The sequence below is a fragment of the Mucilaginibacter sp. UYCu711 genome, assembly GCF_050433825.1.
GTDB lineage: Bacteria > Bacteroidota > Bacteroidia > Sphingobacteriales > Sphingobacteriaceae > Mucilaginibacter.
Map to the genome: position 1 here is coordinate 212,182 of NZ_JBNPWM010000012.1, position 13,927 is coordinate 226,108.

Here is a 13,927-nt window from a genome sequence, read left to right on the forward strand (position 1 = left end):
GAGCGATAGATAATCTATCGCTCTTTTTTTATTCCCCCCTAAATTAGTATTAATGAAACTGCTAAAAGCTATCTTATTTTTAACCGTAATTTTAATAGCATTTAATCCTGCCAAAGCACAACAACGCGGCCTGAATTTTGCCGTAACCACCGTTATAAAAGATTATTTAGAAATTAAAAACGGCCTGATAGCCAACAATGCAGGCCTTGCCCAAAATAAAGCCGGTAAGATGGTGTGGGACCTTAACACGGTACCTACCAAAGACATGAACAGCCAGCAACATGCCGCCTGGTTTGATTACCTGGCACGCTTACAACGTGCAGCGCGCGAAATAAGCGAGAGTAATTCCATCTCTTATCAACGCAAGCACTTCTCGGCATTATCAAATACTTTATACGGTACGTTAAAAGACATGAAGATGGACCCCTTCCCGATGTATAAACTGTATAGCGCAAGTAACGATAGCTATTGGTTAAGCAATAGCCCCGCAGTTAAGAACCCTTATTACGGGGCAGCTGATAAAAAAATGTCAAAAGACGGTTCGGTTAAAGAGATCCTGCCGGCAGATCCTATTAAAAAATAAACATGCAGCATCCCGAGGAAAATCCATGGCAGGTTAAATCAGAAACACGGGTTTATGATAACCCGTGGATAAGCCTGACCGAATACCAGGTGATAAACCCATCGGGCAACCCGGGTATTTATGGCAAAATTCATTTTAAAAACCGGGCCATTGGTATAGTACCGTTAGATGCGGATATGAATACCTACCTGGTTGGGCAATATCGTTTTGTATTGAATGCGTACAGCTGGGAGATCCCCGAAGGCGGCGGGCCGTTAGCTGATGATCCGTTAGCTGCCGCCAAACGAGAGCTGTTAGAAGAAACCGGCCTTGTTGCCAAAAACTGGACAGCAATTCAGCGCATGCACCTAAGCAATTCGGTAAGTGATGAGTTGTGTATGATATATGTAGCTACCGGGTTGGAACAATTTGAAGCCGAACCCGAAGATACCGAACAATTAATAGTGAACAAAGTGCCGTTTGATGAAGTTTACCGAATGGTGTGTGCCGGCGAGATCCTTGATTCTGTTACCGTGGCTGCCGTTTTAAAAGTTAAATTATTGTTGCTTGAAGGCACCTTGTCGCTTTAATAGCCTCACCCACTCCTTCATAAGAGTCCGTTGGGAGGGAAAGTCGGAAATCGCTAAAGAATAGGAGGCTCCGCTGGAGCCGTTAAAAATTGTTCGATATTTACTATAAACAGGTAGTTCCGCTGGAACTGTCCTTTTGAAACTCCGGAGGAGTAACCTGTTTATAGCAAGAAAAATTACAGCGGAAGGCTCCAGAGGTGCCTCCTTAATAGTTTTTTATTTTTTACGATTTCCCTTAAGACGAGGATTTGGGGTGAGGCTAATTGTTAAAATATTTTTAATTTCGCAGCATCAACTAAAGCATGAAAAAGTTTCTCGGTTATATTTTATCGCCCATTGCTATACTGGTATTTTTGTTGGAGCTGGTGATCTTTCAGCCTATACAATGGATAAGTTATAAGTTTATAGGCTATAAAGCGCACAAGGCCGTGGTTGATCTTTTAGACCTGTTACTTACCAAAACCGTTTACCTGCTGGGTAACACCGTTACATTTATCAACAACCAAAACCTGCCGGTTGGCCGCCCCATGATATTTTTGTCAAACCACCAGAGTTTGCTGGATATCCCCCCGCTTATTTATTACCTGCGTAAATACCACGCAAAGTTTATATCCAAAATCGAGCTTACTAAGGGTATCCCATCCATATCCTTTAACCTGAAATATGGCGGCGGTGCTAATATTGACCGTAACGATCCGCGTCAGTCGCTAATGGAAATGGGTAAGCTGGGGACAAGGATGAAAGAGAATAAATGGTCGGCAGTTATTTTTCCGGAAGGCACCCGTTCAAAAACCGGGCAGGTAAAACCCTTCCAGGCAGGTGGCATTGCTATTATCCTTAAAAAATGTCCGGAGGCTTTGCTGGTACCCATCGCCATCAATAATTCGTGGCAAATGATCCGGTATGGTTTATTTCCGCTTAACACTTTTATAAATATGACCTGGGAGGTATTAGAACCTATTGAACCAAGCACCGGCACAGTTGAAGAAGTTGTTAAAGAAGCCGAAAACCGGATAAAGAAAGCATTAAACCAAGCCTAAATAATCCAACCTAAACCATCATGAGAAAATTAATTCTGCTAATACTAACGGCCGCGTTGGGGTTAACCACTGTAAACGCCCAAACTAAAAAATACAATAGCCTGTTGTGGGAAGTTACCGGAAACGGGCTAAAAGCACCGTCTTATTTATTTGGCACTTATCATTTTGCAAGCAAGAAACTGGTTGACAGCTTATCCGATATTAAAAAGTATTTCAATGCCTGTAAAATGGTGGCTGGCGAAGCAATAATGGATTCCACAGCGATGGGAAATGTATTTACCGCTATGACACTTCCTGATGATACAACACTTGATAAACTATACACCCCCGAAGAATACAAAATAGTGAGCGATTATGTAACCGGGGTTTCACCTATGACCATGGAGATGCTTACGCATTTTAAACCCGCCGCAGTACAGCTAATGCTGCTTGGGTTTACAATGCCCAAAACATTTTCTGATACCAACCCGGCTATTGATGTCTATTTTCAGCAGGAAGGTAAAAGGCTTGGTGATAAAGTGATGGGCTTTGAAACCTTGAAAGAACAAGGTGACATGATATTTGGGACGCCTATGAATGAACAAAAAAAGAATTTACTGGAAAGCATACGTAAAAAGGACGAAGCGAAAAAAGATGGCGAAAAACTGTACGCCCTTTACCTAAAACAAGATCTTGATGGCATAGATAAAATGATTAATGACGCTCTTGTCAAAGAAAAAAAACCTGAGCTGAGCGATAAAATGCTTAAGGACCGCAACCTTAGATGGATAATTAAAATACCGGCAATTATAAGTGAGCAACAAACGTTTATTGCTGTTGGCGCCGCACACCTGGTAGGGCAATATGGTTTAATTAATCAGTTAAGATTAAAGGGTTATACGGTAAAGGCGGTTAAGATATAAGAATCTTTCAACCAAGCTTGTCATTTCGAAACGAGGTACGAGTGAGAAATCTTATACGCCTTGGAATCATTCGCTTACTTCGGCGTTTAAAAATTTCCAACCGGGATTAAAAGAATCAATCAGGTTATCTTTCTTTTCTCTTCGCAATTTCTTCAGTTGTTTTTCACGATCTATCGCATAGTTGATATGGCTAAAATGCTCGAAATAAACCAAGTTATAACAGAAATATTTGCCCGCAAACGTTTTAGGATTTCCTTTATTCTCAGCGTGTTCGTAAAGCCTTCGTCTTAAATCGTTGGTTACACCGACATACAAAACAGTCTTCTCAGGATTAGTTGTTATATAAACATAGAAGTTATAGTTCCACATCCGGTCGCTCGTTTAAGATTTCTCACTCGTACCTCGTTTCGAAATGACAAAATTATTATAGGGGGGCTAAACGTTCTTCCCGTCAATTATCTTAAAGAAATCGTCGCGGTAAGTATCACCTACCGGGATAATTTTATCGCCTATGCGGATACGGCTACGCTCAATGCTGTCAATCTTGTTTAGCGCTACGATGTATGACTTATGTACCCGTACAAAATGTTTCTCGGGCAGGGTGTCTTCCATCTTCTTCATGTTTTGCAGGGTGATAATCCGCTCGGTAGTGGTAAAGATGGATATATAATCTTTCAGCCCCTCAATAAACAGGATCTGGTGCAGGTAAACCTTCTGGATCTTGTGCTCGCTTTTAACAAATATAAAATCGCTTAAAAAATCATTTTGTTGCTGCTGTACCTGTACCGGCTCGGGCGCAACGGCTTTTGATGGCTGTAAAATACCCTGCGCCTTTTGCGCTGCCTTAAAAAACCGGTCGAAGGCGATAGGCTTAAGCAGATAATCAACCACATCCAGCTCATAACCCTCTAAAGCATATTGCGGGTAAGCAGTTGTCAATATAACTTTTGTTTTGCCATTGGCTATGCGCAGAAATTGTATGCCGGTAAGCTCGGGCATTTGCACGTCCAAAAACACCAGGTCTATATTGCCATCCTGAACCAGTGTTAACGCCTCAATAGGGTTGGTGGTTGATTTAACCAATTCCATAAAAGGCACTTTGGAGATATAGTCTTCCAGTATATGCAGGGCCAAAGGCTCATCATCAACTATAAGGCATCTTATCATGGCTATAAAACTAAGGATAATTCGCAAGTATAGGTGTCAATTTCGTCGCGCACCTCTAAATTATATTTACCGGGGTATAAAAGATCAAGCCGGCGCTTAACATTATGCAGGCCAATGCCGCCGATAGCGTCGCGGTTATTGTTATGTTTTTTGTTTTGGACAAAGAAGTGCAGGTGCTCCTTATCCACGCTTATTAACATGCGGATGGGCGAAAGCGCATCGTTGGCTATACCATGCTTAAAGGCATTTTCAATAAAGGCAATTAATAACAACGGCACTATCTGCTGGTCGGTTACTTGTCCATCAATCTTAAACTCAAAATAAGCTTTGTCACCAAACCTTATTTTTTGCAGGTCGATATAGTTTTGCAGGTATTGCAGCTCTTTGCTTAGGTCTACCTTATTATCATTACACTCATACAGCATATACCGCATAATTTCTGATAGCTTAAGGATTGCGCCGGGCGTGTTTTCAGACTGCTGGTAGGCCAGCGAATAAATACTGTTTAACGAATTAAACAGGAAATGCGGGTTGATCTGCGATTTAAGGAAAGCCAGCTCGGCGCTTAGGCGTTGGTTCTCCAAATCACGCTGGATCCGTTCATTCAAAAACCAATCGATACTAAATTTAAGTACTACACTTAAAAATACAAATATGATGCTGGTGATAAAAGTACTTATAAAGTACGACCAAAAACCGATAAGCACATGCTTGGTTTCCTTAGGGCCCATGCTGCGCATTAATATATCATCCTTAAAGAAAAGGCCTACCCCATACTTGGCCACACCGTAGGCTATAATGGTAATTACAACAGCTGTTATGTATAACCCGTACCGCTTTTTATTTAAAAATTGCGGTATAAATAACAGGTAGTTAAGATAAAATAAGCTGATGTTGATAGCGCCGTACAGTACAAATATTACCAGCATACGCTGGGTAGTCATTTTAGTATTGCTGTGCACAATAAACAGGAAAAAAGCTATAATGCATACCCAAATAAATATATGCCAGAAAATTTGCCAGTTCTTTTTCATTGGTTCAAATTTAATATTTTGATTTTCAGCGCTATATTATTTATATACAGTTAGGTATTTTATCGATGAACGGGCATTTATATCCGACCAACGGACATTTACTACAAACGGGCGTTTATCTACAAATTAAGCGGGTTGGTATAAATGTTTTTAGCAGGTTAAAAAAAGGGTGTTCCTTTGTTGCATCAAAAAAAATCACTCACAATGAAAAAGCTGTTCACCAACACCAATCCATTTATACTGTTACTTGCTCCGGTAATGTTTGCATTAATTATGGGCATTAGTTACCAGTTTGAACAAAAAAAGCAAAACCTTGATAATGCTGCTGCATCTACCGTGCACGCAACATCATTGTTTGTTAAAGGCATAAGCCTGATTAAGGCGGTTTGCACTGTTAGCAACCAGGCAGTATGGTAATCCAAACCGATGGGTTAACCTTTAATTTTGGCAGCCAAACGGTTGTCAAGTCACTATCACTACAAGTTCCGGAAGGAAGTATATATGGTTTTCTTGGCCCTAACGGCGCCGGGAAAACCACTACAATTAAATTACTGCTTAACCTTTTGCAATCGCAGGAGGGCAGCATCAAAATATTCGGCCTTGATTTTGAGGCAAATCGTACAGAAATATTAGCGCAGGTAGGTTCATTAATTGAGCAGCCTGCTATCTACGGCCACCTAACCGGCAGGGAAAACCTGCGAAACAGGGCGATCCTACTACAAGTCTCTGAAAAACGTGTTGACGAAATGCTTAAGCTTGTGCGTCTATCGCAAGCCGGCAACAAAAAAGCAAGCAATTATTCGCTGGGGATGAAGCAGCGCCTGGGTATTGCCCTGGCTTTGCTTTCTGATCCTAAATTATTAATGCTTGACGAGCCCACCAACGGCCTTGACCCTAACGGTATCATCGAGATCCGCGAACTGTTAAAAGAGCTGGTAACCAAACATAACAAAACAGTTTTTATATCAAGCCACCTGCTGGGCGAAATTGAGCGCATGGCAAGCCACGTTGGTATTATTAATAATGGCGAATTATTATTCCAGGGGCCTATAACCGACCTGGATGCTATCAGCCAGCCATTGGTGCATATTGAAGTAGCTAATACTGTTGACGCTGCTAACCTGCTGAAGAAAAATGGCTATCACGTCGTAGAGATTAATGATGATCATTTATCGGTTACATATCAATCAAAAGATAAAACCGCCGAAATAAACACCTTACTTGTAAAAAACGGTTGTACCGTTTACAGCATACACAAAGTACAGAAGGACCTGGAAAAATTATTCTTAGATATTACCCAAACCCCTGCAAAATGAAAGGCTTCTTCTTATCTCTAAAATCAGAATTTTATAAGAGCCGCAAAACATTAGGTTTTTGGGCGGCTATATTGTTGCCGTTTATATTATTGTTATTGGCAGCTATTGGCACCTATACCAACAGCGCTAAGTTAGCCGGCGCGCCGGGTTTGCTTACCTGGATGCGCTTTGCAGGCATCCCGTTAAATGTTATGGGCGCTTTATTATTGCCTATGTTTTGCATATTTATAGCCTATTCGGTAAACGCTATTGAGCATAAGGCCGATACCTGGAAAACGCTATTTAGCCTGCCTATACCAAAATGGTCGGTTTATTCGGCCAAGTTTGTATATATGCTTTTCCTGGTGTTTTTAACCTTAATGCTTTTTGCATTATTTACTATAGGTTTTGGCGATTTATTAGGTATACTAAAACCCGCCGAACTAAAATTTGCCGACTACCACATGGAGTGGCCATTGTTACAGGTTTATTTTAAACTATTCTTATCGGCTTTAGGCATTTTATCTATACAGTTTTTATTGAGTTTGATCTGGTCGGATTTTTTAAAGCCGATGGGCATAGGTTTTATATGCTTTATAGCTGGCGTAATAAGCGTTGGTGTTAATTGGCAGTACAATTATGTTATACCTTATGCGCACCCTATGCTTGCCCTAAAAAGCATGATGGGCGTACGTAAACCCGGCGTACCGCCAACCCAAATAGTAATAGATATTTTTACGCATGATGTTTTTGTGAGCCTGGCAGTAGGCGCGGTAGTATTTGTTGCCGGATTTTTTATTGTGCAGCGAAAAAGCGTTAAATAGTGAGTAGTGAGTAGTGAGTAGTGAGTAGTGAGTAGTGAGTAGTGAAAATATATTAAATAGCGATGGGTTCGAAACCCATCGCTATTTTTGTATACCTTTTAAATCGTTTAATAAAGTTTCAATTTTCTCATTATACACTTTTACTGAATCAGCATACGCTTCTGTATTTTCACTAATTCCCTTTCTTATAAAACCGAAACTCATTATCCGTAGCTGGCAATACTGTTGCAGTTGATTATTTCTCACCAAGACCTCTGTAGGCACATCAAGTTTACTTGCCTCACTTAATACAACCAAACTTTTATTCCAGTCATTTAAACCGGCATCCACCATCTTCAGCAACTCCTCTTTCGGTGTATTTTCAGGGTATTTAAAAACCTCAAGGGCGCTCTCTTCGTAGCGGGAAAATGCAGCCATTTTTTTATCATATTTCACAATATCATCTGGTATTTGCTTATAAACAACAATTGATGCAATAACGAAACTCAATGTAAGAACTCCCAGGGTCAAATAGTTTAAGCCAGCCTGCAAAGGTTTTTTTAAACTCGGATAATAAGCATATCCAATAATAAAACCGCTCAACAAACCGCCAATATGGGCCGCGTTGTCAATACCTGCTTTTACCCCGTTAGCAAGGTTAAATACAACAAACACACCTATACTTATTAATAAAGGTTTTCGTGCTTCGCGAGAAATAAAGTTGGTAGTTAGCATAGCCAGAAATACACCATACATGCCAAAGATAGCCCCCGAAGCTCCTGCACTTATAGTAAACGGGTGCCAATATATACTGGTTAAACTTGCAATAATCCCGGCAAATAAATAGGCTGTCAAAAACTTAGCTTTACCTAAATACGGCTCTAATAAAACGCCGATATACATCAGCGCATACATATTCAGTAATAAGTGCAGTATACCAAAATGCAAAAAAATATTGGTTAACAAACGCCACCACTCGCCGCCAAGTGTTGATGCCCTAAAATTAGCGCCCCATTTTAACACATCTTCTCCATCTGGCAATAATATACCTACGCCTGACATCACCATTATGATAAAAATCAGGATATTGATATCAATAAGAATCGGGGTAATAAAGTATCCTTCACGGGGAACAAACAACGACAGGAATCCTTTTAAATTATCTTTGGCGGTTGGTGGCGGCAGCGCTAAAGCATCTTCTTCCTCTGACTCAAATACAGGGTCAAGTTCGGCAACCATTTCTTTTAATCGCTCTTCGGAAGCTGATGTTTGTATTTCATCAAACGTCTGTAAAAACGCTTCGACATGTTTTTTATTTTTTCCCCAATCAAACATGCCGCTGCTTAAAAGCGTGCTTTTTAAGTGCACTATGTCTTCTGCTATGGTTAATTTAAATTCTTCAAGCGTAGAAAATACACCACCCCCTATATAGGCTATAAACCCGGTTTTACTGGTGTAGTTGATATCCCATTTTAATTGCTTTGCCACGGCAATGGAAATTGCGAGATAATGTTTACAATCAAATCCGTTGAGTTCTACAGATTGTTCAAATTTTGGAGTGAAACCAAAAGCCATAGTTTATTGATTAAGATTTGGTAATTATATGTCCACAATATACCAAATAGCGCTGGGTTTGAAACTCATCGCTATTTTGTTTCACCCGGCTTGTTTCATGAAACAAAAAAGGCAAAAAATCGCCCATTTTGCAATATGTTGATTTAAAGTTACTTAAGCAATTATCACACAAAAATACCCTGACGTAAAAGTTGTTTCATTTTGTTTCACATAATTTTCGTAAACAAATAGCAATCAGATACTTAAGTCAAAATCTTGTTTCACCTGTTTCATTTGTTTTGCATTTTCGTGAAACAAAACAACACCCGCTAACGCACCGGTTTCGGGAAGATAGGCAAGCTCTCATGCCCCTCTGCATCGACAGATTGTACCGCGAAGAAGTAATTATCCTTCGAGTAGTCTAAAGTGGTTTCATTGCCGGTCACAAAGATCTTCTTCTCCCAAACCGGACTGGTAGTTTCGCGCATCAGGATGTAATAGCCTGCAGGTTTCTTACCGATCTTGGGGCTTTGCCATTTTAACGTGGTATTATTGGTAAGGCCTGATGTGGTAACCCCAACACTCTCAGGTGCTGCCGGCGCCGATGCCAGGTTAGCCAGCACCGATAAATTCATACGGGCTACTTTTTGGGTATAGTTAAAATCTGCAAACTCAGGTAAGTCGCCATAAACAACACCTTTCTCGGTACGCAGATCCTGGTGCTGGTGGGTAAAGTCCTCGTTCATTTCGGTAAACCTAACAGCAGTAAAGCCTTGCAATTGGAACGAGGTTTGGTCGCCGCCCCTTAAAAAACGATCGCGGCGGTAAATGAGTTTAACATCTAACTGGTCTACATAGCGTTCGCCGGTTTCCTTGATATAACGTGCCAGCTGGCGCGAGGGGCTGTCGTTTTCGCCGCCGTTGCCTATCAGGCTGCTTATCGCGGCAGCCACCCGGCGGGTAGTATCTGTACGTAACACCGCGTCGATAGATGGGATGCCTTCGCTGAATACGCGCACATGGGTATTATCCTTCAGATCATTATCCTGGCCGTGGGTGTTGCCTACAATGTCATTGTTAAGCATGGCGTCAATGTTCCAATGCTCGTCCTTAGCGCGTTTAGCTACGTGTGCCGATCCGTTCAGGCCCTGCTCCTCGCCCGGTACCGCCATAAAAATAATAGTAGCCGGGAACGAGCGCGATGCCATCACCCTGCAGATCTCCATAGATACCGCGGTACCCGATGCATCATCAACCGCGCCGGGTTCAGCGGCGTTGGCATTCAGCACATCCGTTACGCGTGAATCATAATGACCCGATACTACATATACGCGGGTATCAATTGGGTCGGTTCCTTTTAATATGGCCAGCACATTTTTAAGTATGGTGGGTTTTGGTATGCGCCCACCGGCGGGTTGCGTAAAAGTGTCAAATTCTACCTTCATCCGGCCGTTTGAGGCGGCGGCATACTTCTCCATTTCGGCCTTTATCCAGTTACGGGCGGCGCCTATGCCTTCGGTTTTGCTGGTGGTATCGCTAATGGTGTTACGGCTTTTAAAGCTCACCAGCTTGCGTACAATAGCCTCAATGTTTTTGGATGATACTTCATCAACCATTTGCTTAATAGCGGCGTCCTGGCGGATGGTTGTTTGGGCAAGCACCGGCGTAGTAAATGCCAACAGCGCAAATAACAGTTTGCAATATTTCATTTGTGATAATTTAAATTCCACCCAAAAGATACAAATAGAGGCGCAAAGTATTACATCTCTACAGGATATTGTTACTCTTCCTCATCAGCAGCAATAGTCAACATATCATCAACCTGCTTAAAATTGCTGCGTACAAAATGGCACCAGTCGCATTCTTTTTTACCGCAGCCGGTGTTAAAATCGTGCGCCAGTATCTTTTGGTAAACGGTTTTTATCTGATCAGTTACTATCTCAATATCCTCCGGACTTATAACTATTTTCTCTTTGTGATACTCGCCTTCGCTTACCGGCTCTACAAAATCAAATATCGTTGTTGTGGCCTCCCAATCGTTAGTACGGTCGTTATCTATCAATATCTTATAAAATACCGCCTGGCGCCAGTAATCGCCACCTTCGGGCTTGTCATTAGTTGGGCGCAGTAGTTTGTCTTTGGCGTTTTTTAATTTACCGGTTTTATAATCGACAATGGTAGCCTGCTTGCCATCAAACTCAATTTTATCCAGGTTGCCTTTAATTGGTACGCCGGCTATCTCGATATTTTTGATGCCGCGTTCGGTAACGGCTACTTTATTCCAATGGGTAATATTTTGTTCGTAGTAAGGCGGCAAGATCTTATCGCCATAATCCATTCGCAGCTTAAACTCCTCTTTGGTGAACGAGTCGCGGTTACGGAACATGTACCATTTAAACTCCTTCATAAACTGCTCGGTCGACGGGAAATTATCGTCATCGTCCTTCAACCATCTAAATGCTTTATTCAAGGCCCAGTGCACCGCCTGCCCAAATGTGGCTGACGGGCTCTTACCCGATGGCACCCTGATCAAACACTGAAAATAAAATCGCAGCGGGCAGTCCAGGTAATTGCTTAAATGTGTAACCGACAGCGTATAGTTTTGCAATAATTGGTTAATATAGCCATGATCTATCAACTCTACTTTAGGTTTATCAGCCTCGCTAAACTGGGTAGTGTAAAAATCCAGCATGGCGGATTCGGCAACTTTAGGGTGCTCCACCACCATATCGGTCTCGGCCAGTATCTCGCCTATAAACTGAGACGATTCCTGGTCTTTACCCTTTTTATCCTTATTGGCATACGATATCATCAGGCATTGTTTGGCACGCGTTAGCGCCACATAAAATAACCTGCGCGATTCCTCTTTTTGGGCTATATCATCATTTGACGCTTGTGTTAAGGTATCCGGATAACTAAAACCACTGTTACGGCCCTTGCTATCCCAGGTCTTTTTATCGCAGCCAATGAAAAACACATGCTCAAACTCCTGCCCTTTTGAGCCGTGCGCGGTAAAGAAGTTAACCCCGTTTTCTGAAAAGATAACCTGGTTCAGATCCATACGGATATGGTGCTCTTTCATGGTATCAATAGTAGCTAACAAATCGGCCAGCTTTATCTCCGGTTTTTTTCGGCTTTCGTCCTTTAAAAAGTCAAAGAAATTGGTAAGTACCTGCATATACGTGCCCTTGTCTTCCTGCTGCATAATGTAGCGCAGGATACCTATCTTACCAATAACCTGCTGAAAAAGCTGCTGCATAGTAATGCTCACCGCATCGCGCAGCAACTCATCAATATTATTGAGCAGGTATTTCATTTCGGTATTAGGCGATGCATCAAATAAGCCCGGTTGCGTGGGTATTCTTATCTCATGGATATACCGACGCAATGAAGTTTTAGGCACGTTATTGGCTGATGTAACAAAATTTTCTTTGGATACCGCTATGCTTGCTTTAGCTATCTCTATCGGCGGGATGTTAAAAAAATCATAATGTAAGATCTCGAACAGCAATTCATCGCCACTATACGGCGAATCCAGCTCCATTGCCAGGTATCGCAGTATGTTAATGATCTTCTCGCCAAACGGAATGGTCAGTACGTCGATCTTACGACGGGTATTGACCGCTATTTTCTGGGCATCCAAAAAATGTATCAGGTCCTCTACCTGGTTATGGTTGCGGTATATTACCGCTATCTCGCCCGGCGGGGTGCCGCTTTCAACCAGGTGTTTAATGCCGGTGGCCACGTCAACCATTTCCTGGTCGGGATTTTCGTATTCGCGGATGACAGGTTTAACTATCAGCTCGGCAAACCGCGAATGCGACGCCTGCAGGCTTTTATCCAGCCGCAGCTGTTTGGTTAACCGCTCGTTATTATTATTAATAAGCGCTTTTGATATATCCAGAATATGCTGGTTTGAGCGATAATTATGCTTAAGTACCACGGTGGATAGTGTGCTCACATAATCATTAGCAAAATCCAGTATATTCTTCATATTGGCTCCCTGGAACTTGAAAATAGACTGATCATCATCACCTACCACAAATACGTTAGGGGTTTCCCAGTAATTTAAAAGGAATTTAAGCAGCTCGTTTTGCGATCCGCTGGTATCCTGAAACTCATCCACTAAAATATAATGATAACGCTCCTGGTACCGGCGCAGGATCTCCTCGTTCTCGCGGAAAGCTTTAAGCACCCAAATGATCATATCATCATAATCATAGCGGTTGGCGGCTTTCATCTTGGTATCGTACCGTTGATACTCGGCTACAGCGGCCAGCAGCTTCTTCATAAGGTCATGCGCCGCATCAATATCTTTTTGTTTAGGGTCGCCAATGGCTATGCCTTTGGCCGCATTTGCACGTTTGTAAATAAACGCTTCACGATTTGGCAGATCCTCCAAATATTCGTTGATAGCTTTTTCAATAAATTGTTCGTTCCAGTTCTCGCGCTTCATGGTTGAGAACAGGCTTTTCAGCCGGGGAACATCGTAGTAAATATCCCCCGTGAAACGCTTTAATAAATGGTCGTTCGGGAAATCATCCACCAACTCCCTAAACAGCATAGCCGATTCCAGGTCTGATAACGACTCCAGGTTTAGCTTGCCAAAATACTCCAGGTTTTCCTGGATCACCTCGTTACAAAAAGCGTGGAAGGTGTAGATATGGATTCGATAAGCATCGGGGCCTATAAATTCAAACAAACGCTTGCGCATGGCTACCGCGCCGGCATCGGTATAGGTCAGGCAAAGTATCTCGCCGGGCAGGGCATCGGTATCGGTTAATATCTTGCCGATACGTGCTGCCAGGATCTGTGTTTTACCGGTACCGGGGCCGGCGATAACAAGCACCGGGCCATCCATTTTATTTACTGCAGCCAGTTGTTCGGGGTTTAAACCGTTCAGCGCTTCCTGGAATTTTTGATTGTATTTATTGGGATTGGATTGCATAATTGTTTAGTAAAGATAGCAAAGGATTACCT

The 13,927-nt window shown here is 42.2% G+C and carries 13 protein-coding genes; 7 read left to right on the forward strand and 6 right to left on the reverse strand.

Annotation, left to right across the window (positions count from 1 at the left end):
- The first annotated feature begins 52 nt into the window (after window positions 1-52).
- The 4 genes from ABIB50_RS23395 to ABIB50_RS23410 all read left to right on the forward strand — a co-directional run bounded on the left by ABIB50_RS23395 (window position 53) and on the right by ABIB50_RS23410 (window position 3,094).
- Window positions 53-583: a DUF3347 domain-containing protein gene (locus tag ABIB50_RS23395; protein WP_429383764.1), complete on the forward strand. Its 531-nt coding sequence runs from the start codon at window positions 53-55 to the stop codon at window positions 581-583.
- Between the two features lie 2 nt (window positions 584-585).
- A complete protein-coding gene (locus ABIB50_RS23400) occupies window positions 586-1,152 on the forward strand; it encodes an NUDIX domain-containing protein (protein WP_429383766.1) in 567 nt (188 codons plus the stop codon).
- A gap of 302 nt (window positions 1,153-1,454) precedes the next feature.
- Window positions 1,455-2,192 (forward strand): lysophospholipid acyltransferase family protein, encoded by a 738-nt coding sequence (locus ABIB50_RS23405; RefSeq protein ID WP_429383768.1) that lies wholly within the window; start codon window positions 1,455-1,457, stop codon window positions 2,190-2,192.
- Between the two features lie 20 nt (window positions 2,193-2,212).
- Window positions 2,213-3,094 carry a TraB/GumN family protein gene (locus ABIB50_RS23410; protein ID WP_429383770.1) on the forward strand — a complete coding sequence of 294 codons (882 nt, stop codon included), beginning with the start codon at window positions 2,213-2,215 and terminating at the stop codon, window positions 3,092-3,094.
- A gap of 66 nt (window positions 3,095-3,160) precedes the next feature.
- Here ABIB50_RS23410 and ABIB50_RS23415 read toward each other — a convergent pair whose 3' ends face one another.
- The 3 genes from ABIB50_RS23415 to ABIB50_RS23425 form a co-directional block, all read right to left on the reverse strand.
- Window positions 3,161-3,463, reverse strand: coding sequence for a GIY-YIG nuclease family protein (locus ABIB50_RS23415; protein WP_429383771.1), 303 nt, complete (start codon window positions 3,461-3,463; stop codon window positions 3,161-3,163).
- A 66-nt stretch (window positions 3,464-3,529) separates the two neighbouring features.
- Entirely contained in the window at window positions 3,530-4,261 is a 732-nt protein-coding gene (locus ABIB50_RS23420; protein WP_429383773.1) for a LytR/AlgR family response regulator transcription factor, read from the reverse strand.
- A 2-nt stretch (window positions 4,262-4,263) separates the two neighbouring features.
- Complete coding sequence (locus ABIB50_RS23425; RefSeq protein ID WP_429383775.1) at window positions 4,264-5,295, reverse strand: sensor histidine kinase; 1,032 nt, start codon at window positions 5,293-5,295, stop codon at window positions 4,264-4,266.
- 204 nt (window positions 5,296-5,499) lie between these two features.
- On the opposite strand from ABIB50_RS23425, the gene ABIB50_RS23430 reads away from it, so the two are divergent.
- Genes ABIB50_RS23430 through ABIB50_RS23440 form a run of 3 tightly spaced genes read left to right on the forward strand, consistent with a single transcriptional unit; the run spans window position 5,500 to window position 7,414 of the window.
- On the forward strand, window positions 5,500-5,712 hold the full coding sequence (locus ABIB50_RS23430) for a hypothetical protein (protein ID WP_429383776.1): 213 nt from the start codon (window positions 5,500-5,502) through the stop codon (window positions 5,710-5,712).
- Window positions 5,706-6,611 carry an ABC transporter ATP-binding protein gene (locus tag ABIB50_RS23435; RefSeq protein WP_429383777.1) on the forward strand — a complete coding sequence of 302 codons (906 nt, stop codon included), beginning with the start codon at window positions 5,706-5,708 and terminating at the stop codon, window positions 6,609-6,611. Before ABIB50_RS23430 ends, ABIB50_RS23435 begins: the two co-directional genes overlap by 7 nt.
- Window positions 6,608-7,414, forward strand: coding sequence for an ABC transporter permease (locus ABIB50_RS23440; protein WP_429383779.1), 807 nt, complete (start codon window positions 6,608-6,610; stop codon window positions 7,412-7,414). Before ABIB50_RS23435 ends, ABIB50_RS23440 begins: the two co-directional genes overlap by 4 nt.
- An 81-nt stretch (window positions 7,415-7,495) precedes the next feature.
- Here the strand turns inward: ABIB50_RS23440 and ABIB50_RS23445 are convergent, their stop codons facing one another.
- The 3 genes from ABIB50_RS23445 to ABIB50_RS23455 all read right to left on the reverse strand — a co-directional run bounded on the left by ABIB50_RS23445 (window position 7,496) and on the right by ABIB50_RS23455 (window position 13,895).
- Entirely contained in the window at window positions 7,496-8,728 is a 1,233-nt protein-coding gene (locus tag ABIB50_RS23445; protein WP_429383781.1) for a rhomboid family intramembrane serine protease, read from the reverse strand.
- A 548-nt stretch (window positions 8,729-9,276) separates the two neighbouring features.
- Complete coding sequence (locus tag ABIB50_RS23450; RefSeq protein WP_429383783.1) at window positions 9,277-10,656, reverse strand: M28 family metallopeptidase; 1,380 nt, start codon at window positions 10,654-10,656, stop codon at window positions 9,277-9,279.
- A gap of 71 nt (window positions 10,657-10,727) precedes the next feature.
- The gene (locus ABIB50_RS23455) at window positions 10,728-13,895 is read right to left on the reverse strand and encodes an ATP-dependent DNA helicase (protein ID WP_429383784.1); all 3,168 of its coding nucleotides are present in this window, start codon (window positions 13,893-13,895) and stop codon (window positions 10,728-10,730) included.
- Between the last annotated feature and the right edge of the window lie 32 nt (window positions 13,896-13,927).

What these genes read in the sequence shown, in the direction of transcription:
- ABIB50_RS23400 (WP_429383766.1), top strand. Translation starts at nt 586, where the DNA reads ATGCAGCATCCCGAGGAAAATCCATGGCAGGTTAAATCAGAAACACGG.
- ABIB50_RS23420 (WP_429383773.1), bottom strand. Translation starts at nt 4,261, where the DNA reads ATGATAAGATGCCTTATAGTTGATGATGAGCCTTTGGCCCTGCATATA.
- ABIB50_RS23435 (WP_429383777.1), top strand. Translation starts at nt 5,706, where the DNA reads ATGGTAATCCAAACCGATGGGTTAACCTTTAATTTTGGCAGCCAAACG.
- ABIB50_RS23395 (WP_429383764.1), top strand. Translation starts at nt 53, where the DNA reads ATGAAACTGCTAAAAGCTATCTTATTTTTAACCGTAATTTTAATAGCA.
- ABIB50_RS23440 (WP_429383779.1), top strand. Translation starts at nt 6,608, where the DNA reads ATGAAAGGCTTCTTCTTATCTCTAAAATCAGAATTTTATAAGAGCCGC.
- ABIB50_RS23425 (WP_429383775.1), bottom strand. Translation starts at nt 5,295, where the DNA reads ATGAAAAAGAACTGGCAAATTTTCTGGCATATATTTATTTGGGTATGC.
- ABIB50_RS23445 (WP_429383781.1), bottom strand. Translation starts at nt 8,728, where the DNA reads ATGTTTGATTGGGGAAAAAATAAAAAACATGTCGAAGCGTTTTTACAG.
- ABIB50_RS23450 (WP_429383783.1), bottom strand. Translation starts at nt 10,656, where the DNA reads ATGAAATATTGCAAACTGTTATTTGCGCTGTTGGCATTTACTACGCCG.
- ABIB50_RS23455 (WP_429383784.1), bottom strand. Translation starts at nt 13,895, where the DNA reads ATGCAATCCAATCCCAATAAATACAATCAAAAATTCCAGGAAGCGCTG.
- ABIB50_RS23415 (WP_429383771.1), bottom strand. Translation starts at nt 3,463, where the DNA reads ATGTGGAACTATAACTTCTATGTTTATATAACAACTAATCCTGAGAAG.
- ABIB50_RS23405 (WP_429383768.1), top strand. Translation starts at nt 1,455, where the DNA reads ATGAAAAAGTTTCTCGGTTATATTTTATCGCCCATTGCTATACTGGTA.
- ABIB50_RS23430 (WP_429383776.1), top strand. Translation starts at nt 5,500, where the DNA reads ATGAAAAAGCTGTTCACCAACACCAATCCATTTATACTGTTACTTGCT.
- ABIB50_RS23410 (WP_429383770.1), top strand. Translation starts at nt 2,213, where the DNA reads ATGAGAAAATTAATTCTGCTAATACTAACGGCCGCGTTGGGGTTAACC.